The sequence below is a fragment of the Enterococcus sp. DIV2379 genome (assembly GCF_050542965.1).
Lineage (GTDB): Bacteria > Bacillota > Bacilli > Lactobacillales > Enterococcaceae > Enterococcus_D > Enterococcus_D entomosocium.
Map to the genome: position 1 here is coordinate 2,466,235 of NZ_CP172938.1, position 20,258 is coordinate 2,486,492.

The 20,258-nt window shown below is 43.5% G+C and carries 16 protein-coding genes; 4 read left to right on the top strand and 12 right to left on the bottom strand.

Annotation, left to right across the window (positions count from 1 at the left end; translation table 11 throughout):
• Positions 1-37: 37 nt before the first annotated feature.
• The 6 genes from IGI92_RS11330 to IGI92_RS11355 all read right to left on the bottom strand — a co-directional run bounded on the left by IGI92_RS11330 (position 38) and on the right by IGI92_RS11355 (position 6,184).
• Positions 38-1,939, bottom strand: coding sequence for a beta-glucoside-specific PTS transporter subunit IIABC (locus IGI92_RS11330; RefSeq protein WP_167389031.1), 1,902 nt, complete (start codon positions 1,937-1,939; stop codon positions 38-40).
• Between the two features lie 97 nt (positions 1,940-2,036).
• Positions 2,037-2,861: a PRD domain-containing protein gene (locus IGI92_RS11335; protein ID WP_225869304.1), complete on the bottom strand. Its 825-nt coding sequence runs from the start codon at positions 2,859-2,861 to the stop codon at positions 2,037-2,039.
• Positions 2,862-3,076: 215 nt separating this feature from the next.
• On the bottom strand, positions 3,077-4,390 hold the full coding sequence (locus IGI92_RS11340) for a DUF438 domain-containing protein (protein WP_016613614.1): 1,314 nt from the start codon (positions 4,388-4,390) through the stop codon (positions 3,077-3,079).
• A complete protein-coding gene (locus IGI92_RS11345; RefSeq protein WP_008379040.1) occupies positions 4,387-4,620 on the bottom strand; it encodes a DUF1858 domain-containing protein in 234 nt (77 codons plus the stop codon). Before IGI92_RS11345 ends, IGI92_RS11340 begins: the two co-directional genes overlap by 4 nt.
• 113 nt (positions 4,621-4,733) lie before the next feature.
• Complete coding sequence (locus IGI92_RS11350) at positions 4,734-5,468, bottom strand: ABC transporter permease (protein ID WP_008379042.1); 735 nt, start codon at positions 5,466-5,468, stop codon at positions 4,734-4,736.
• Complete coding sequence (locus tag IGI92_RS11355; RefSeq protein WP_034872330.1) at positions 5,465-6,184, bottom strand: ABC transporter ATP-binding protein; 720 nt, start codon at positions 6,182-6,184, stop codon at positions 5,465-5,467. The genes IGI92_RS11350 and IGI92_RS11355 overlap by 4 nt, the downstream gene beginning before the upstream one ends.
• 96 nt (positions 6,185-6,280) lie before the next feature.
• Between IGI92_RS11355 and IGI92_RS11360 the strand changes: the two genes are divergently transcribed.
• Genes IGI92_RS11360 through IGI92_RS11370 form a run of 3 tightly spaced genes read left to right on the top strand, consistent with a single transcriptional unit; the run spans position 6,281 to position 8,462 of the window.
• Entirely contained in the window at positions 6,281-7,033 is a 753-nt protein-coding gene (locus IGI92_RS11360) for a polysaccharide deacetylase family protein (protein ID WP_218193384.1), read from the top strand.
• Positions 7,030-8,007 carry an ABC transporter substrate-binding protein gene (locus tag IGI92_RS11365; RefSeq protein ID WP_115232075.1) on the top strand — a complete coding sequence of 326 codons (978 nt, stop codon included), beginning with the start codon at positions 7,030-7,032 and terminating at the stop codon, positions 8,005-8,007. The genes IGI92_RS11360 and IGI92_RS11365 overlap by 4 nt, the downstream gene beginning before the upstream one ends.
• Positions 8,008-8,057: 50 nt before the next feature.
• Entirely contained in the window at positions 8,058-8,462 is a 405-nt protein-coding gene (locus tag IGI92_RS11370; RefSeq protein WP_061054515.1) for an arsenic metallochaperone ArsD family protein, read from the top strand.
• Positions 8,463-8,483: 21 nt separating this feature from the next.
• Here the strand turns inward: IGI92_RS11370 and IGI92_RS11375 are convergent, their stop codons facing one another.
• On the bottom strand, positions 8,484-9,143 hold the full coding sequence (locus IGI92_RS11375; protein ID WP_034872334.1) for a YczE/YyaS/YitT family protein: 660 nt from the start codon (positions 9,141-9,143) through the stop codon (positions 8,484-8,486).
• Positions 9,144-9,235: 92 nt separating this feature from the next.
• Here IGI92_RS11375 and IGI92_RS11380 point away from each other — a divergent pair, with 92 nt between their 5' ends.
• Positions 9,236-9,907 (top strand): cyclic nucleotide-binding domain-containing protein, encoded by a 672-nt coding sequence (locus IGI92_RS11380; RefSeq protein ID WP_430607082.1) that lies wholly within the window; start codon positions 9,236-9,238, stop codon positions 9,905-9,907.
• A 122-nt stretch (positions 9,908-10,029) separates the two neighbouring features.
• Here the strand turns inward: IGI92_RS11380 and IGI92_RS11385 are convergent, their stop codons facing one another.
• The 5 genes from IGI92_RS11385 to IGI92_RS11405 form a co-directional block, all read right to left on the bottom strand.
• Positions 10,030-11,472, bottom strand: a complete 1,443-nt coding sequence (locus tag IGI92_RS11385) for a glycoside hydrolase family 32 protein (protein ID WP_430607084.1) — start codon at positions 11,470-11,472, stop codon at positions 10,030-10,032.
• Between the two features lie 43 nt (positions 11,473-11,515).
• A complete protein-coding gene (locus IGI92_RS11390) occupies positions 11,516-12,892 on the bottom strand; it encodes a PTS transporter subunit EIIC (RefSeq protein ID WP_086297404.1) in 1,377 nt (458 codons plus the stop codon).
• A gap of 146 nt (positions 12,893-13,038) precedes the next feature.
• The gene (locus tag IGI92_RS11395) at positions 13,039-14,034 is read right to left on the bottom strand and encodes a LacI family DNA-binding transcriptional regulator (protein WP_430607086.1); all 996 of its coding nucleotides are present in this window, start codon (positions 14,032-14,034) and stop codon (positions 13,039-13,041) included.
• A gap of 203 nt (positions 14,035-14,237) precedes the next feature.
• On the bottom strand, positions 14,238-14,582 hold the full coding sequence (locus IGI92_RS11400) for a DUF7006 family protein (protein ID WP_061054418.1): 345 nt from the start codon (positions 14,580-14,582) through the stop codon (positions 14,238-14,240).
• A gap of 169 nt (positions 14,583-14,751) precedes the next feature.
• Positions 14,752-20,232 (bottom strand): MucBP domain-containing protein, encoded by a 5,481-nt coding sequence (locus IGI92_RS11405; protein ID WP_430607088.1) that lies wholly within the window; start codon positions 20,230-20,232, stop codon positions 14,752-14,754.
• Positions 20,233-20,258 lie beyond the last annotated feature (26 nt).

The window sequence follows — 20,258 nt, forward strand, 5'->3', positions numbered from 1 at the left end:
CCTTCTTTCTTTTCTTTCCTTTTCTTGGTCGTTGCGACTACTTGACGATCGTTATCGCCCCTCGATTATCATCAGCGATCACATCTAAGTATGCGGAAGTATTCGTAACGACGATCGGCGTCACTAACGAGTACCCTGCCTCTTCAATTTCTTCTTTATCAAATGTAAGCAATACCTCTCCTTGCTTGACCTGATCCCCTTGCTTGACTTTTGTTTCGAAAAAACGACCATCTAAGTTCACTGTATCCATGCCGATGTGAATCAACACTTCCACGCCATCCTCCGACTTCAAGCCAATCGCATGCTTCGTTGGAAACAGTGTTTCAACTACTCCGTCAAAAGGTGCTCGAACCAGTCCTTCATCTGGTGAAACTGCTAAGCCTTTTCCTAATAGTCCATTTGCAAATGCTTGATCTTCTACTGCCGACAAAGGCAAAACGATGCCTGTTAATGGTAACGAAAAAGTGATTTCTTTCGCTGCTCTTTCTTCTGGGATCAAAGGCGAGGCTTCGTTATTACTAGCTGTCGCTTCTTGCCGATCCTCTTGCGGATCATACAAGAAAGTAATCGTTAAAATAAATGATAAGACGAATGCTACAGTGATTGCTAATACATACCCATAAAAGCCGCTTCCAATGCCTTCTGTCGGATCAATGTAGTTGGGTAAACTGAAGATACCCATCCCACCTATAATAAAGGATTTTGTTCCCATTGCACCCATGATCAATCCGCCGATCGATGCTGAAATCAAGGTCGCAATAAATGGTTTTTTTCTAGGCAACGTGATACCGTACAAGGATGGCTCCGATACCCCAAACAAACTGGAAATAAATGCGGGAATCCCGATTGCCCGGATAGAATTATTTCTAGACTTAATAATAATTGCCAGCACAGCTCCTGCGGTCGCAAAAGGAGTCGCTTGTCCTAAGACCATCACTGGGTCGTAACCAAGAACACCAATATTGTTGATTGCGATCGGAATGATCCCCCAGTGAAGACCAAACATGACCAACACTTGCCAAACAGCACCAACTGCAATCCCTGCAATAATTGGGCTGAAGTTATAGATCGCCAACACAGCCGCACCCAACAAATTGCCGATCCACGTCGCGATCGGACCAATGACAATGAAAGTCAGTGGAACCATGATCAAGACGGTTAGAAACGGAACTAAGAAACTCCGTACAATACTAGGAATGATTTTTGTAATGCCTTTTTCTAATTTGGCACCAAAATAGGTAGCAATGACGATTGGAATAACGCTGGAACTATAACTCATTAAAATGACTGGTATTCCTAAAAAAGTGACATAAACAGGCGATTCAAAAACGGTTCCTGCAAACAAGGTATACAATGGTTCGGCATTTGCCGTCAAGCCAGACAAGGCTGGATAAACAAGGGCAGCACCGATCGCCATACCGACAAATTGCTTTAAACCAAATTTTTTCGCTGCGGTATATCCTAAAAAGATTGGAAAGAAGTAGAAGAAACAATCACCTGCTGCTTGCAAAATCGCATAGGTTCCTGACGTATTCTCAATCCATCCCAAAGAAACAAATAGCGCATTTAATCCTTTGATCATTCCTGTGGCAGCTAGAAGACCCAATACAGGTGTAAAGATACTGGAGATCACATCGATAAAAGCATCCAGCGGTCCTTTCTTTTCTCCCGAAGGTGCCACATCATTTCCTGCCAATCCTGCATGTTGAACAAATTCTTGGTACACCTCTGGCACATGATTGCCGATCACGACTTGGTATTGACCGCCGCTTTGAACGACTGTCACGATCCCTTTCGTCTTTTTCAGTGTTTCTGTGTCTGCTTGCTCCTCATGTTTCAAATCAAAACGCAGCCTTGTGATGCAGTGGGTCACCCCATTGATATTTTCTTTTCCGCCGACTCCTTTTAAAATTTCATCGACCAATTCTCGATATGCCATCGTCCTCATCCTTTCAATGTAAAAATAAAAAGCAAGACAAATAACTATTCCTTGATGGAATAATTATCAGTCTTGCCTGCATTATCAGTAACAACCTTTATTCGTTCTCTATTAACTTTTGAATGTGTAACGTTAAGTACAGCTTTTCATCATCGTTCAAGGGAACACCTAAATACTTTTCAATCAAAAGCATCGTCTTATAAGCGTCTGCATACTGTCCGCTTACGTGTCCCAATAGTGGATTTGCTTTTACCACATCTGGTCGAGCCTTCAATCGCTGGAAAAAAAAGCGCAAATGGGTGATAAATCGATCGAATGCCAAAGAGTTTTCATCAATTTGTATCTTGTTAGAAAATCGAATAAGTGAAATAATATCGCGAATCTTTTTTGCAATCGATTGGACATCTTTTGGCTGATCAATCTCATCTGTTACTTGTGCATTGATCAAATGCATTGCTATATTTCCTGCTTCTTCTTCCTCAAAGACGACCCCTGTTTCTTGTCCGATCCGTTCCAATGCTTTTTTACCAACTTCAAATTCCTGCGGATAAAACTTCTTTAATTCCCATGATAATCGGTTCGTAACTGTGATTCCTTGTTCATGCAGTTTGAACAGATTATACAAATGATCGGTAAGTGATACATACAGCGTCTCGCTTAACTCCTGTTTTATTTCTGCTTTCGCAAGTGAGATAATATCATCCGCTAAAGACACATATTTTGTCGGAATGGATGACAATAAACTTAAAAATCGCTCGGAAACTTTGTTCTTATGAAGCACAAACACTTTTTCAATTTTTGATTCATCGGCGGTTTGTCCTGGTTTCATTTTGAAGCCAAGGCCGGTACCGATCCAGATAAAATCTTTGCCATCTTGTCCGACCAAAACTGCATTGTTGTTTAAGATTTTTTTGATCTTCAAGACGCTTCTCACCTCCTTAAAATGAAAAAAGGCGATACCTTAATACATGTGTAGGATCCATACACACGTAAAAAGGTATAGCCTGCATTATCAGTAACTACCCATTTGATTGCCTTTACTATACTATTTTTCTAGAAACGTTGCAAGCGTTTTATTGATTTTTCTTTTTTTCGCTTCGTTTTGAATAGACGCAGATCAGCCTTTCTCCAAACTGTTCACTGATCCAGCAAACGGCTTTGCCCTTCGATTTTTTGGATCTCCGTAATGTCTTGCGTGACTTCTAGACAACCTAAATAGATGCCTGCTTCGTTTTTTAATGCAAAATAGCGAATATAGATTTTACGGCCTCGCATATCGATCCAAAATTCAGCAGTCTCCCGTGTGCCCGCTCGAAAATCATCCAAAATCTGCTGCACGAGATGCATGCTTTTCGGTGGATGGCAGTTGACGACTTCACGGCCTAAAACCGAATTCGTTCGTGGAAAGACGCGACTCTTGCCTTCTGAATAAAAGCGCACCCGCTCTTCACTATCTACAAAGGTCAAGTCCACTGGCAACGTTTGAAAAATCGCCACCAATTGTTCAAATTGCAAATTACCAGTAGGCAATGAGATGGTCGGCTGTTCAGCAATTTGCGGCGAATTTTCCGTTTCTATGACTTGAAATTCATCGAATCCTAAACCGGCTGCGATGCCGGCGGTTGTTTCTTGGGCTTGTTTGATCGCCGCTTGCCTTGCGGGTTCTGCCGCCTGTTCCTTTTCAAGAGCTTCTTGGCTCGGTTTCCAAGGAAGCGGTTCTGGAATAAAGGCAAAGCCGATGTCTAAACTGTCAGCCGCAATTTGTTCCCAATCTTTAAGACTGAAGACATCCAGCGTCATTGGCACCATGATTTCTTCTTCTTTGAAAATCATCTCTTCGATTTCGTTTTTGACCGCTTCCCATTGGACAGCAATCGGATTATAGGCAGTTTTTTCGGAAGCCAAAAGCTCATTGAGCGCTTTGATCATGACCCGAATATTATCATCGACACCCCACATCACTTTTGGCGGTGCAGTGATGCCGTACTTCTCCATGTAAGAAAAAATCAACGTTTCTTTTCGCGCATAATGTTTGTCGATCTGCATTAAATCATTGCAGGCAGCTTTTAGACGCTTTTTAGGCGTCCAATCACCGGTTTTTATTTTAGCTAAGAGGCTATCGATCTCATCGGTCAACAAGGATTGCAGGACTTGGTTCTCCAATTTCAGAGTATGCACAGGATGGCCTGGTTGCCCATATTCTTCATTGGAGTGATGGATCTCATTGATCGATCCTTTAAAAACAGCAGCATGAATATTGCACAAACGCTGAATCTCAGAAGGGTCCAACCCCGTTTGGATCAAAGCTTTTTCAGCAGCAGTGATCTCCGTCACATCCACACCATCAAATTCTTCGTTAAACAAGCGTTTAGCTTCTTCAAAGGAACCGCCTTGGTGAAGCAAACTCAGTATTTCGACGATCCGTTCTTGTCTTTGACTGTTAGTTTTCATTTCGTCGCTCCTTTCACAAGAAACCCTTGTTTTTCGAAAGCGAGACAAACCCTTTCCAAGGGGATCTTCTTCATCTGAGCCCCTTTGGGAATCGTCATGTAACGTCCAGCAGTTTGTAGCATCCCTGGTTGATTGATCGCCGTAAACCCTATTTTACTCATGATTTCTTGTATTTCAGGGTATTGTGCCACAAGTTCATAGAGCGTTTTTGACAGATCGATTTCTTTCATAGTAAGGTCTTCCTTTCAGTGAGAATGATTCTCAATAAGATATCCTTAGTATAAATCATTTTGTTCAAAAATACACGAACTGCCGCAAACATTTATCAATCGATCATTCTTTTCTAAGATTGTCGGTAACGGCACACCACTTTTTCCAACCAATCGATACTGGCAAAAAGCAGATAGCCCATCAAAGCAATCAGGAGGATACCCGAAAGCATTTGTGGGTAGTCCATTTTTGACCACGCACTTAAGATCAGATAGCCGACACCATACGTCGTGTTATAGTTTTCGGCAAAAAAGAGGGAAGCCAACGCGATCCCGATACTGACCCGCACACTGGCAAAAAGTGCTGGCATGAGCGCGGGCAAAATAACGAAGCGCAAGACATGGTGCCATTGGTTGGTATAATTTTTCATGACCTGAAAATACGCTGGTGGGATCTTCGTGACTGCATCACGAATCGAGACGATCACTTGAATGACGATCACCGCAAAAATCAAGAGAATTTTTGAGAGATTGCCTAAGCCAAAGAAAATCATAAAGACAGGTAAAAACGCAACTTTAGGAATCGGATATAAAAAGTAAAGCAGTGGACCAAGCAGCCGATCCACTCTTTGGGATCGCCCAATCAAGATTCCTAACGGCACCCCGACTAGCAACGCCCCACTCAACGCCGCAAATACCCGCAGCAAACTGGCACCTGTGTGGATCAGTAAGACTTCTCGCAGTGCCCAAAAACGTTCGGCCGTTTCTAAAGGATTAGGCAGTGAGCGATTGTTGGTCACCCAGCTTACGCCCCACCAAACCACGACAAACGAACAGAAGCCCCAAGCAAAAGATTTGATGGGTTTCATTGCCTCGCCTCCCTCATTTGTTCTTTCAACTGCAAGACGACTTCATAAAAAGCCAACGAGTCTCGTTCCAGCTGGCTGCCGTAAAATGGATTACTGATCGGCGTAACGTCCTGATCTTTTAGCAACAAAATCGTCTGCCCCAAAAACACTGCCTCTTCTGGATCGTGGGTCACCACGATTAAGCTGTTTTGTCTGCGCTGCTGTTGAGCAGCGATCATGGCTTGTGCGTTTGCTTTGGTTTCTTGGTCCAGTGAAGCAGTCGGCTCATCCAATAATAAAACATCGGGCTGTGTGATCAGTCCCCGCCCCATGGCAGCCCGCTGTTTTTGACCGCCGCTAAGCTGATGTGGATAGCGGTCCTGCACCTGCGTCAATCCCAACTCCGCCAAACAGCTTGTGACCCGTTTTTTACGGCTCTCACTGGGTGTTTGATTGATAAGCAGCGGCATTTCCAGTACTTGGTAAACTGTTTGCCAAGGAAACAAATGCAGTTCTTGGAAAACGACCTCGATGTTGTCAGGGGAACAGCCTTGGTAAGTGATCGTGCCTGATTGCGGTCGCTGCAACCCTTTGATCAAGGATAAAAGCGTGCTTTTGCCAATCCCCGATTCTCCCAGCAGCACATAGGTCGTTCCTTGTTCAAAACAAAACGAAAGATCCTTAAAAATGACGGTTTCCCCATACGTAAAGGAAACGGAATCGAATCGAATACTCATCAGAGAATAAACTTCTTTCTTAAAATTATTTGTGTTGGTTTTCACATTTTATGCTATACTATTTTTTGCGTGATTGACAAGAAAGGATGGTTTATGATGTTTCAGACCCTCGTATTTCATGAAATACGTCCCGAAGCAGAACTTTATGATCAGGTGCGCCCGATCAAAGTCGCAGACGGCTATCAAGATGCCTTGCCTCTGCCCTTATTCAATAGCACTTCTCATTTTAAACAACAAATCGACTTTTTGAAAGCAGAAAATTACCATACGTTGACCCTTGCAGAAGTCAAAGATTTTTATTTCCGGCAGCAGCCGCTACCAGAAAAATCCGTGTTGCTGACCTTTGACGACTGTTATCAATCAATGAAAGAATATGCCTACCCACTGTTGAAGGAAGCTGGTTTCAAGGCCACTGCCTTTGTCGTGACCGGCTGGCTTTTTGATGCCCCTCAGCCTTACGAACCAGAAGTTTCGCGGACATTGAGCAGTGCCGAATTAGCCGAAATGAGCGATGTCTTCGAATATGCCAATCATACCGCTCATTTTCACGAACGCAAGAACCAGCAAGGGCGGTCAATGTGGGAAACACCGGCAGCCTTTGCGCAAGACTTACGAAGCTGCAATCAGCACGTGGCCATCAAGGATGTTTTTGCCTATCCCTTTGGCTTTTATGATCAGCAGACGATCGCAACACTAGAAAAGGAAGGCTTTGTTCTGGCATTTACAACCAAACCTGGCATCAATACGACAAAAACCAAGCCAATGGAACTCCATCGGGCTGTCATCCCGTTCTCACTACCAATGGCTGCTTTTGAACAACGATTTAGAAACGAGGAAATGAACCAATGAAAAAAACGATTTTAGCAAGTATCCTAGCACTATTCGCTGTCGGCGCTGCCGCCTGCGGCAACACTGGCGAAACAGCAAGTACCAGCAATTCCAGCACTAGCAGTACAGAAGCTGCGGTCACGGATCAAACATTGACGATCGGGGTGTTACCAGCAGAATCAGCGATTCCGATCATTCTAGCAAAAGAAGAAGGCTTTTTCGAAAAGCAAGGATTGACTGTGGAACTCAAATCCTTCACTTCCCCAAATGACCGCAATGTGGCAGTGCAGGCAGGCGAGCTGGATGGTACGATCAGCGATGTCATGACAGAAGCGACCTTCAAGCAAAACGGCATCGATATGACGATCACTTCTGATATTTTGGAAAACTTCAAGATTCTCGCTTCACCGAATTCAGGGATTACTGAGATGAAAGGGTTAGCGGATAAAAAAATCACCCTTGTACCGAATTTCATTTTAGAATACATCATGGATCAATTTGCACAAGAAAATGATTTTACTTATGACATCGTGGATATCGCTTCTTTTTCTGCCCGTTCCGAAGCATTGCTCAATGACCAAGTCGATGGCGCTGTTTATACGGAACCGCAAGCCAGCATGTTGGCTGCCCAAGGGGCGATTGTTTTAGGCAGCTCTAAAGATGCTGGCATCAAAGGCGGGACGCTACAATTTATGGACGAAGTCATCCAAAATCGACCGCAAGACCTAAAAGCATTCTACAGTGCTTACAACGAAGCCATCGATTACATGAATGCTCATTCAGCAAAAGACTATGCCGACATCTTGGCAGACTATCAATTTCCCGATGCTATGAGTACTTACTTAGACAGCCAGGAAGACTATCCGTATGCCCAGGCAGTGCCGCAAGAGCAATTCGACGCAATCATTGCTTGGACGAAAGACAAGGGTCAAATCGACCAAGCGTATTCTTACAACGAGTTGACCAATTTCGATTTTTTACCCGCTGACGAATAAGAAACAACAAAAAAGACGCATTTGCGTCTTTTTTGTTGTTTCACTTCTTTTTGATACTCTTTTTTGCTCGTGGCAAGAAATTCAGGTATACTTTTGACAATTCAGCTGCCATGAAAGGATTTGATGCAATGCCAACGATCGCGGTTTATGCCGACCAGAAAGAAGATACTTGGGAAGCACACTTGACTCACCAGTTAAAAATAAATGAAGAAAGGACCCAGGCTCATCAAACATTCCATAACGAACCTTTAACGATCGACGAATACTTCTTTACAGAAGATTCTGCCCCTTTTCATACGAATCAAGCCGTCAAGCAGCAATTAGCAAGCAATGGCCGCAGCTGTTTGCCACTCGTGTATGTCGACGATCAGCTATTTTGCCAAGGTCGCTTGCCAACGATCCGTGAATGGGAACAATTGACCAAATCCGGGATCACTTTGCAATTTGATGCGTAAGATCAAAAGGCGTTGAAGGATTTACCCTTGACGCTTTTGCCGAGTTGGTATTCCCAAAGTCAAATCACGTTCCTTCGACCAAGCGATGGCACCTGACAGCAAAAAGAAACTAATGACCGTCCCTTCCCTCACCGCTAGCGGTAAGCCCAAACTGATCGCTAGCAAGAGTGCCCCCGAAATACAGACTGCATCAACGCCATAACGGTACTGCTTAAATGTCCAACGACTGCGTTGCGCCAGCAAATGACAGCAGTGCTCGATTGGAAATTTCAAGACCTGCAACCGTAGGACTTGTCCCGTCGCCGTTCCAGAAATCAAGATCCCACCGATCAAAGCAGCTAGTTGGCTCCAATAATTCGTCAAGTGCAGCGATGCCAAGAAGTAGTAAACAAAGCCATTGATCAAATAGCCGAATGCCAGCAAAGCGAAAAACATAATCAAGTACTCACTGCCTTTTTGTTTGAGGGACGTCTGCCGCCGATCCAATAGCCAACAGGCAGCTAAAAAGCCCAAGTTGATGGCTGTTGTGATGGTGCCGACTTTGATTCCTGACATCGTTGCCAGCGTGACATTCAAGGCATTAAAACTACTGACCCCAACGCTTGCTTTAATGGTCAAGCTGATCCCGAATGCACTCAGCCCATAAAAAATCCCTGATCCTATCCATTGCTTTTTATTCATTTTTTCTCCCACACTTTCTTTTTTGCTTTTCTAAGTATGTGCTATACTGACTAAAAACAAATAGGAGATTTCTCCTAGTTTGGAGGGAAAAAGTGAAAAAAACCGCTTATGCCTTGGCAATAAAGCAGGTACCAATCAAAGAAAGCTGCCCCTTACCGATTCCTGAGGAGATTTTACAACAAAGTGCCCTCTGGACCTTTGATCATCGAGAAGCGATCCAAAAAGAAACGGTGCCGATGTCGGTCTTTTTCGTCCTATTGACTGGCAAAGCCAAGATCATTCAAACGCAAGAAAACGGCAAACGTGCCTTGCTGCAGTTTCTCCATTCTGGTGATTGCATTGGCGATCTCACGTTGATTGGCGCCGAAACAGTACCGAAAACCGTGGTTGCGATCGGTGAAACAACATGTCTGGGCATTCCGATGCAAGCAGCAGCTCACGGGCTCATGCAAGACCTGGCTTTCGTACAAACACTAGGCAAAACTATCGGTGAAAAATTGCTGCTGCGTATGGATCATTTTTCCGTCAATCAAACCTATCCCTTAGCTTGGCGCCTTGCTCATCTACTGTTGGAAGCTTCGATCGATGATCTTTTTCAAGAAAAATTGACGGAGACCGCCGAATACTTAGGCGTGAGCTATCGCCATTTGACGTATACCTTAAAAGAATTCAAAACGCAAAAACTAGTCACAAAAACTGAAGACGGCTATCGGATCGATGTGCCTGCGCTGCAGACCTTTATCCAAAACCAACAAAAGCAGTAACAAGCAAATAACGACAGCGAAATAGTTGGTATGATGCCCCCCCTAAAAGCCAGAGAAAAAGCTGACTCTTGGGGGTGCAACAAGAAAAACCAACTGTTTGCTGTCGTTTTCGGATCGTTGCTTTATTTTTTCGCCAATGCCCAAGCATTGACAGTAACCGTGCCGGTTCCGCTGAGAGCGATCGCCTCGGTCCGTTTTGGATACACGCGAGAGGTCAAACAATATTGCCCGCCATTTAGGAAGATCTCAATCGAAGACGTATCGACAAAAATCTGCAGCTGCGTCAGTTCATCGACCTTGACACTGCGCTGTTTACGGCCGTAGCCAGAAACGCCATGATGGATCGTGAAGACACCAGCTTCATAAGCCAAAGTCGTATCTTGCAAAAGTCCAAGCTGGAACTGCTGCAATGGGGCTTCCGCCGTAACTTGCAACTCATATGCCAATTCATCGAAAGACAAGTGCTGCGGTTTATCTGAAAGCACAATTTTTTGGCTGACTTGCTTGTCTCGCAATTTTTGGAATTCTGGCAAAGGTTCTTGATACAACTGGTCATTTTTGACCGAAAGCTGTCTTGGCAGCGTTGCGGCATGCTGCCAGCCGCGAGGGATCGTAGGATTGCTGTATTCAGGACTGGTATCCCCTAGCCCCATCCAGCCCCACAAGATCCGACGTTTCTGCTCATCTTCAAAGGTTTGCGGGGCATAGAAGTCAAACCCATAATCAAGTTCACGAAACGCAGAAGTTTCTTTAAACGTCAGGGTTTCCCAATCCACCTCACCGATCAGATACCCTGATTGGTGAATATTTTGGTAGGCATGTTCTTTGGCTGCCAAACCTTGCGGTGAGAAGACCAACACATCTTTGCCATCTAAATGGAAGTAGTCTGGGCATTCCCACATGTAGCCTAGAGCATAGTCCTCACCGAAAAAGATTCCTCGATAGGTCCATTCATTTAAATCCGTCGATTCATAAATCAAAATTTTGCCTTCGTTTTCCAACGTACGCGCGCCTAGCAGCATATAGTAGGTGTCTTCATGGGCAAAAACCTTTGGGTCACGAATATGATCGGTAAATCCTTCAGGGTAGTCCTCATGAGGAATCACGACTTCTTGCTTTTCGACGGTATAGCCGTCTTTGCTGATTACATGGACCGTGTTTTGTTCTCGTCCACTAAAGGTATAGTCATGATCACCAGGATGTTTGACATTCCCAGTATAGAAGAAATGGATCGCGTCATTCTCGATAAAGGCAGAGCCCGAGTAGACCCCGTCTTTGTCATAGTCGTGTTCGGGAGAAAGAAACAGCGCTTCTTCTTGAAACGTGACATAATCCGTCGACGTTTTGTGTCCCCAGTGAGGTGGTTCCCCGCCATGGGGCGTTTGCGGTACATATTGATGGTAAAAATGAACCACGCCTTTGAATTGGCAAAGACCATTCGGGTCGTTCATCCATCCTGTTTCTGGCATCAAATGATAGTTCAAGCGCCACGCATCAGCACTGATTTTTTCTGCTAATTCGTTTTGTGTTTGGGCAAGCTGTGCCCAGTATTCCTTCGTTAACAATGCGGTACCTCTTTTCTCTTGCCGATGAACAGCAAGGGATTATTTATTGATTCAACTCTTTGGCTAGCGGTTTGCGCTGCAATTGGACACCAGCAAAACCGACTGCAAAGGCAATCAAAATCACGACAACGTATTTCAGCATGGCACCGAAATCTCCAGTATACAACAACAGTCCTGGTATAAAAGTGATGCCCATCCCAGTGGCAGCTAATTGGAAGACATACGTCGCAAACCCGCCGACTGCGCCCCCCAGCATGCCTGCGCCAAAAATCCGCATCGAGCGTAAGTTGACCCCAAATAGTAAAGGTTCAGTGATCCCAAATAAGGTTGGAACCGCCGCACTGATGGCATTTGAGCGTTTGACTTTGTTTTTATAAATAAATGCCGCAGCGATCGCAGCCCCGAATTGTCCCGCCATACTTGCTGTACCTAAGACTTGTAGGACGTTTTCGCCTGTCGTATTCAATAACCCTAACTCAATAATACTTAACGAATGGTGCAATCCAGTGATCACGATCACTTGCTGAACCCCTCCGTAAATGATATAACCGATGCCCAATGGCGCTTGCACCAAGTAGACGATACTGTTGATGACTGCTCTTTCAGCTACTTGCAAGATTGGTCCTAACGCAAACAAAATCAAACCTAAAGTAATGACGATCGTTAAGAATGGTGTCACGATCAAATCCATCATTTGTGGAACAAATTTACGGAACCATTTCTCTAGCTTAGAAACTAAGATCCCGACAATAATTGCTGGAAAAATCGACCCTTGATACCCAGAGATCGATAAACCGAATAAGTGCAATGGCTCTGCATCCCCGCTGGCAACTGCCCAAGCGTTCGGCAATTGCGGTGCCACCATCATTAATCCTACCACGATTCCGATGATCGGATTACCGCCGAATTTTTTCGTCGCACTATAGGCGATCAAAACAGGTAAAAAGGCAAACGCTGTATCCGTTAACATTTCAAACATGGCTAACCAGTCAGCACTATAGGTGACCCCCAACTCAGTCAATAATCCCCGAATCCCCATCAAAAGCCCCGTCGTTACCAAAGCTGGAATCAATGGCACCAAGACATCTGACAACGTGCGGACAACTTTTTGGACGGGTGACAGATTCGAATAAACATCATCTTTGAAGCCAGCTTTTTCAGCGGAGGCGTCATTGCCCATTTCAGCGGCGAAGGCTTGATACACTTCATTGACTTTTCCTGTTCCAAAAATGAACTGATGTTGTCCCGTGTTGAAAAAATAGCCCTTGCTGCCCTCAACTGCTTCCGCTTTGTCTTTATCTACTAACTGATCGTCTTTCAAAATCAAGCGCAAACGTGTGGCACAGTGTTCAAAGTTTTTGACATTTTCTTTGCCGCCAACAGCTTCTAACACTTGGTCGATCGTTTTTTGTTCCTTCATTTTTCCCACTCCTTTGATCGTCGGTTCATTTGTGGAACCGGTTCTACATTTGTAGATTAACAGAAACCGTTTGCAATTGCAAGCAAAGAAAATAAAAAAACAGAACGCCGCAACTGGACGTCCTGTTTTCTCTAAAAATGTTTGCTTTATTTCCCCTGCTTGTCAAGCTTGGCAGTCGACTGTTTGATCACTAATCGATTCGGTAATTCGATCACCTCAGGAACCTCTTCCCCTTGCGTCAGTTTTTGGATCGTTAAGACGGCATCGATGCCTAATTGGACATAGGGATATTGGGTCGTTGTGATGGTCGGATAGACATAATCCGTCGAATCATAGCCGCCAAATCCGTTCAAGGAAAAGTCTTGCGGCACTTGATACCCTAGTTCATGGGCGGCTTTCAATACAGCAACAGCAATATTATCGGTAGCACAGGCGATGTACGTTGCCGGTTGATCTTTCAAGAACACAAGAGCTTTTTGGTATGTTTCTCTTCTTGAAAAAGACGTTTCGATAAAGTCGACTTTGACGTTGGGCGTTTGTGCCAAGACATCAAGAAATCCTTTTTTTCGCAAGACACCTACCGCATAATCATTTTCGCTGACACCAACAAATAAATAACGTCGGTGGCCAGCGCTGACTGCATATTCTGCCATGGTTTTGCCCGCTTGATAATCTTCATGGACGATGGAATGAATGCCAGCTAACTGTTGACCTAACAATAAAACAGGCATAGGAACCTCTGCCAGCACCGCTTGCAGCTGCGGCGTGATTTTGCGCGCAAACAGGATCATCCCTGCTACTTTTTGTTTGACCAGCATTTCGATATTTTCTAATTCCCGTTCATCGCTTTGATCAGAGTTGGTGATCAGCATTTGATAGCCGTTTTCCCTTGCCGTCGTATCGATCCCTTTCAACACATCATTTGTCGATGGTGAATTCAGTCTAGGAATGATCACGCCCAGCAATTTCGTGTCTTGGGCTTTCAGCGAACGAGCAAATGTATTGGGGCGATAGCCAGTTTCAGCAATGATCTGATCAATTTTTTTGCGCTTTTCTTCACTGATATAACCATTGTTCAGATAGCGGGAAACCGTACTTTTCGCTACTCCCGCCTTTTCAGCAATGTCCTTGATCGTTGTCATGATTTCCCACCTTTGCATTTTCTTTTATTATAACAATAACTGAAAGAAAAGCGCAGGTTTTGCGTAAAAAACAAATAGGAGGGAAAGATCAAGTATTTTTTTCATCTCCTAATGCTAAGTGCTGATAAAAATAATTGCAGACAAAGTATTGATTCAGATATCTTCTTTTTTACAAGTACTAAGATCAATAAAAAAGAGTGTCTTCAGCAGACATTAAAAACGATTGAGTTTTTCGTTTCCATACTAAGATCATACCCACACAATTCTTTAAAATAATTTTTATAGTCGCTCTCAATAATTCTTATGATGTCGTTGTCTGAAAACTCCTCATACTTAGATAAATCAACTAAAAGGCCCAATTTTGCATCAATCCCAAGAATTTGTGGAATGACCTCCCAAAAGGTTTCTTTCGAAATTGCTTCAATTAGTTGATTTAATCGTTCTACTTGTTTTTCTAAATAGTCTTCCAGCGTGTCTTTCTCTCTTGGCAAACGATCTATCTCTTTTTGAAAATAATTGACATACTCTTTTTTCGTCGCAAACAACATTTTCTTATACTCCTCTCCGCTCTTACTGATTATTCTCACATACCATAAAAGGACTACGCATCCCTTTTCATTTATTGAATACTCTATTTTGTAACTAGTTTTAGATTTGAGAAAACAGCAAAACCTTCATGGGCTTTGCTGCTTTTTTTAATATTGACTAATGTAAGTCTTACCTGTCTTTATTTTTCTTTTTGTCAAAGATAATGATTAAGGTAATTAATAATAGTAGTGATCCAACAATGAGCATGATTCGTTGCCCCGCCATCATTTCCCCAGTATTGGGAAGTTTTGGATCTGCAGGATCTCTTTTGTCATTTTCTGGATTCTCTTTTTCAGGCGAAGTTTGTCCACCATTGTTTCCTTCTTTTTGATAGACATAAATCACTTTTTGGAGGTCATTCGTAAACGTTCCAGAGGCGTTGGTTGGTATTTCCATCACGGTCCAACCAGAAATTTCTTTTGGCTTGCTTTCATATGGCATGTCGACTTTCCCAGTTAGAATCGTTGGCTTCGATAGTTGATTTCCTTCGGTATCCTCATACTTAACTATCACTGGTGCCGCATCAGAGCGATCATAAACGTAGATCACTTCCTGTGGGGCTTCACCAAAAATCCCATGGGCATTGCTTGGTGCCTCTGGCACATACCAACCTGGAATTTCTTTTGGTTCGCTTTCGTAGGGCAGACCAACTTTCCCGCTTAAGATTGTCGGTTCCGACAGTTGATTTCCTTCGGTATCTTCATACTTGACCGTCACTGGTGCCGCATCAGAGCGATCATAAACGTAGATCACTTCCTGTGGGGCTTCACCAAAAATCCCATGAGCATTGCTTGGTGTCTCAGGCACATACCAGCCTGGAATTTCTTTAGGTTCGCTCTCGTAGGGCAGACCAACTTTTCCACTTAAAATCGTTGATTCAGATAGTTGATTTCCTTCAGTATCCTCATACTTGACCGTCACTGGTTCCGCATCCGATCGATCATAAACGTAGATCACTTCCTGTGGGGCTTCGCCAAAAATCCCATGGGCATTGCTTGGTGCCTCTGGCACATACCAACCTGGAATTTCTTTTGGTTCGCTTTCATAGGGCAGACCAACTTTCCCGCTTAAGATCGTTGGTTCTGACAGTTGATCTCCTTCGGTATCTTCATACTTGACCGTCACTGGTTCCGCATCCGATCGATCATAAACGTAGATCACTTCCTGTGGGTCTTCGCCAAAAATCCCATGAGCATTACTCGGAGTTTCTGGCACATACCAACCTGGAATTTCTTTGGGCTCGCTTTTGTAGGACAGACCAACTTTTCCGCTTAAAATCGTTGATTCAGATAGTTGATTTCCTTCAGTATCCTCATACTTGACCGTCACTGGTGCCGCATCCGATCGATCATAGACATAAATTACTTCCTGCGCTTCTTCGCCAAAAATTCCATGAGCATTGCTTGGTGTCTCAGGCACATACCAACCTGGAAATTCTTTTGGCTTGCTCTCGTAGGGCAGACCAACTTTCCCACTTAATATCGTTGGCTCCGAGAGCTGCTTCCCTTCTGTGTCTTCATACTTAACTGTTACAGGTGCTGCATCAGAGCGATCATAAACGTAGATCACTTCCTGTGGGTCTTCGCCAAAAATCCCATGGGCATTGCTTGGTGCCTCTGGCACATACCAACCAGGAATTTCTTTCGGTTCACTTTCATATGGCAACCCAACTTTCCCGCTTAAGATCGTTGGTTCTGACAATTGATTCCCTTCGCCATCTTCATATTTGACGGTAACAGGTGCTGCATCCGATCGGTCATAGACATAGACCACTTCTTGCGCTTCTTTTCCGAAAATCCCACGAGCATTACTCGGAGTTTCTGGCACATACCAGCCTGGAATTTCTTTTGGTTCACTCTCGTAGGGCAGACCAACTTTCCCGCTTAAGATCGTCGGTGTCGACAGTTGATTTCCTTCGGTATCTTCATACTTGACCGTCACTGGTGCCGCATCCGATCGATCATAGACATAAATTACTTCCTGCGCTTCTTCGCCAAAAATTCCATGAGCATTGCTTGGTGTCTCAGGCACATACCAGCCTGGAATTTCTTTTGGTTCGCTTTCGTATGGTAGACCAACTTTCCCGCTTAAGATCGTTGATTCAGATAGTTGATTTCCTTCAGTATCTTCATACTTGACCGTCACTGGTGCCGCATCCGATCGATCATAAACATAGATCACTTCCTGTGGGGCTTTGCCAAAAATTCCATGAGCATTACTTGGCGTTTCTGGCACATACCAACCAGGTATTTCTTTTGGTTCGCTTTCATATGGCAGACCAACTTTCCCGCTTAGAATCGTAGGTTCTGACAATTGATTTCCTTCGGCATCTTCATATTTGACTGTTACAGGTGCTGCATCCGATCGGTCATAGACATAGACCACTTCTTGCGCTTCTTTTCCGAAAATCCCATGAGCATTGCTGGGTGTCTCAGGCACATACCAGCCTTGTATTTCTTTTGGTTCGCTTTCATATGGCAGACCAACTTTCCCGCTTAAGATCGTCGGTTCCGATAATTGATTTCCTTCGGCATCTTCATATTTGACTGTTACAGGTGCTGCATCCGATCGAGCATAAACGTAGATCACTTCTTGAGGTTCTGCGGTAAATATTCCAAAAGCGTTACTCGGTGTTTCTGTCAAGAACCACCCTGGTATTTCCTTTGCTTCAGTTTCATAAGGAAGTCCTATCGTACCGTTTAAAATTGTCTCAGTCGACAGTGGATTCCCATCGACATCCTCATATCGAACTGTAACTGGTTGTGCTTCCTTTTTTTCCCACACATAAGTACCAGTCTTGCTTCCGTCATATTCATGAAAAAAGTTAGTTGGTGTCAGGGTTAAATGTTCGGTGGAAAGATTCCCCTCAAGGTCTTTTTCAAAGATCCAATTACCTGTATACAGTTCAGCAGGCATCACATTCTCTGGCAAAGTAGGACGGAGATTTTCTGCTAGATGTAAAAAGGTCGTCTTATCTCCTAAATGTAATCTTTTGAGTCCATTCATTCCTCTAAACATCCCACTAGCAACAGCAAATGCAGAACTAGAAGAACCAACATTTGTGGTGTCCCAATTTGATAAATCCAATTCTTCTATTTTCGGTGTTACTTCAAATAAGTTAAACATACTGGTAACGCTTGAGGTATCCCAATTTGACACATCTAAATGAAGTAAGTTTCTTGCTCCCCCAAACATACTCATCATGTTTTCTATATTTGAAGTATCCCAATTTGAAACATCAATCGTAGTCAATTTACTGACCCAATCACCGGTCAAATTATTATAGAACATATAGTCTGTTCGTTTTACTTTAGAGGTATCCCAATTCGAGACATCGATTTCTGTTAAACTAGCAGTATTTTGAAAGACCCCCTGCATTCCTTCGACTTTAGAGGTATCCCAGTTTGAGACATCCAACTTGGTCACTCTTCTAACACCATTAAACATATTATTTATATTCGTAACATTGCCTGTTTCCCAATTGGAGACATCCAGCTCGGTTAACTGATTCACATTTTGAAACATAAAGAACATACCAGTGACATTGGAGGTATCCCAATTTGAAACGTCCAATTCAGTTAAGCTGCTGTTTCCATTAAACATATAGTTCATGATTGTTCCATTAGAGGTATCCCAATTTGAAACGTTCACTGAACGTAATGCGCTAGCGCTATGAAACATGTAACCAAAGTTTGTTACATTCGAGACATCGATTTTCTCTGCATTCTCGATAGTCTCCAGACTTGTTAATCGTGTATCAAGGGTATGACCAGAAAACATATAGGCTGAATTGGCTGGAAAAATGACCGTACCATTTACAACAATTCGAGTAACATTTCTATAAGTTATTCGCCAAGGGGATGTGGCTGGCGTGCCAGCTGTTCCTTCTTCTAGCACAACTGTTCGAGTTTCCTCATCCCATGTCCAAGGAACGGTTCCCCATGTTCCTCTGACTAATGAGTCTGATCGCTCATAGACATAAATGACTTCCTGTTCTTCTTCAGTAAATCTACCTGATGCATTGGCTGGTGTTTCTACAACAGACCAACCGGGAATCTCTTTTGGCTCACTTATGTATCGTTCTCCTACCTCCCCATCTAGCATGTCTGGTTCAGATAACTCATTCCCTTCGGTATCTTCATAACGTATAGTCACTGGTGCTGAGATTAACCTTTCCCAAACGTACGTTCCTGGGTTAGTACCATCATACTGATTCATAAATTCATCAGATGAAGCATAAGTTACTGGAGTTAAACCATTCTCCCCTTCATCATTGATACGCTCTATCCATCTTCCAGAGTAAGGTAGACCTGCATTGATCCTTGGCAATCTAACGTTTGAAGCAAAGACTGATTTCTCACCTAAGGTCAGCTCACGTAGAGATTGAGTTGATTCAAACATATTATTTGTATTTGCAACATTCGTTACATCCCAGCTCGAAAGATCAAGACTCGTTAACGCTCTAGCCGAACTAAACATCCTCAACATCGATGAGACATTTGACACGTCCCAGTTTGACACATCAATCGTGGTTAATGAAGTCGCTATTCCAAACATATCCGACATGTTTGTTACACTCGAAACATCCCAACGTGAAAGATCCAAGCTTGTGAGAGAGTTAACCGCATTAAACATCAAGCCCATATCAGTTACACTGGAAACATCCCAGTTTGAAAGGTCTAAGTCGGATAGGGATCTGGCTAGACCAAACATGCTACGCATATTCGTCACGCTTGATACGTCCCAACTTGCAACATCCAAACTCGTTAAAGACTCTGCTGAATTAAACATTCCTCCCATATTTTGTACATTTGATACATCCCAATTTGACACATCTAAGCTTGCTAAAGATCTGGTTTGTCCAAACATTCCATTCATGTCCGTCACATTCGATACATTCCAATTTGATACATCAATTTTTTTTAGTGTAGTAACGCCATGAAACATGCGATCCATGTTTGTCACATTTGACACATCAATATTTCCTGCATGCTCAATCGTCAGCAAATCAGTTAGACGTTCTGCTGCTTGCGCTTGCGGTGATCCAAACAACCATGAAACGTCTTCTGGAAAAATAACCTTGCCATTAACAGAAATTTGAACAACATTCGTGTAGGTTTTCCAAGGTGCTGTGGCTGACGTGCCGGCTGCCCCTTCTTCTAACGCAATTGTTTTCGTTTCCTCATCCCATGTCCAAGGAACGGTTCCCCATAGACCTTCAGCCACTTCTTCTGATTCCTCTTGATTGACTTCCGCCTTACTATCTAAACTAGCTTCACTGGATTCATCCTTAGAAGAGCTTTCAGATGTTTCTGCCTCTATATTGCTTTCTGTTTCGCTAGGGTCCACAGATTCAGTAGTATCTAAACTGTCTTCAGTAGATAGCGTCGATTGTTCCGCATCTGTCAATCGACTCTCTTCAAACTGCTCCGTAATTCCCTCCGTTTCTTCAGCTGTAAAAGCTTCACCAATAGAAAGATCCGTCATTTCCTGATTATTTTTAACCCTGTCATTTTGGGAAACATCTACAACTGTATTTGCTAATACAGTGATGGGATGTCCTAATGCCATTGTAATGACCAACATAATATACCCTAACTTGCGTATCACTTTCCTAACACTCCTATTCTTTTCGC

Coding starts and splice junctions, on each gene's coding strand:
- IGI92_RS11330 (WP_167389031.1), bottom strand. CDS start 1,939: ATGGCATATCGAGAATTGGTCGATGAAATTTTAAAAGGAGTCGGCGGA.
- IGI92_RS11340 (WP_016613614.1), bottom strand. CDS start 4,390: ATGAAAACTAACAGTCAAAGACAAGAACGGATCGTCGAAATACTGAGT.
- IGI92_RS11345 (WP_008379040.1), bottom strand. CDS start 4,620: ATGAAAGAAATCGATCTGTCAAAAACGCTCTATGAACTTGTGGCACAA.
- IGI92_RS11350 (WP_008379042.1), bottom strand. CDS start 5,468: ATGAAACCCATCAAATCTTTTGCTTGGGGCTTCTGTTCGTTTGTCGTG.
- IGI92_RS11355 (WP_034872330.1), bottom strand. CDS start 6,184: ATGAGTATTCGATTCGATTCCGTTTCCTTTACGTATGGGGAAACCGTC.
- IGI92_RS11360 (WP_218193384.1), top strand. CDS start 6,281: ATGTTTCAGACCCTCGTATTTCATGAAATACGTCCCGAAGCAGAACTT.
- IGI92_RS11365 (WP_115232075.1), top strand. CDS start 7,030: ATGAAAAAAACGATTTTAGCAAGTATCCTAGCACTATTCGCTGTCGGC.
- IGI92_RS11375 (WP_034872334.1), bottom strand. CDS start 9,143: ATGAATAAAAAGCAATGGATAGGATCAGGGATTTTTTATGGGCTGAGT.
- IGI92_RS11390 (WP_086297404.1), bottom strand. CDS start 12,892: ATGAAGGAACAAAAAACGATCGACCAAGTGTTAGAAGCTGTTGGCGGC.
- IGI92_RS11395 (WP_430607086.1), bottom strand. CDS start 14,034: ATGACAACGATCAAGGACATTGCTGAAAAGGCGGGAGTAGCGAAAAGT.
- IGI92_RS11400 (WP_061054418.1), bottom strand. CDS start 14,582: ATGTTGTTTGCGACGAAAAAAGAGTATGTCAATTATTTTCAAAAAGAG.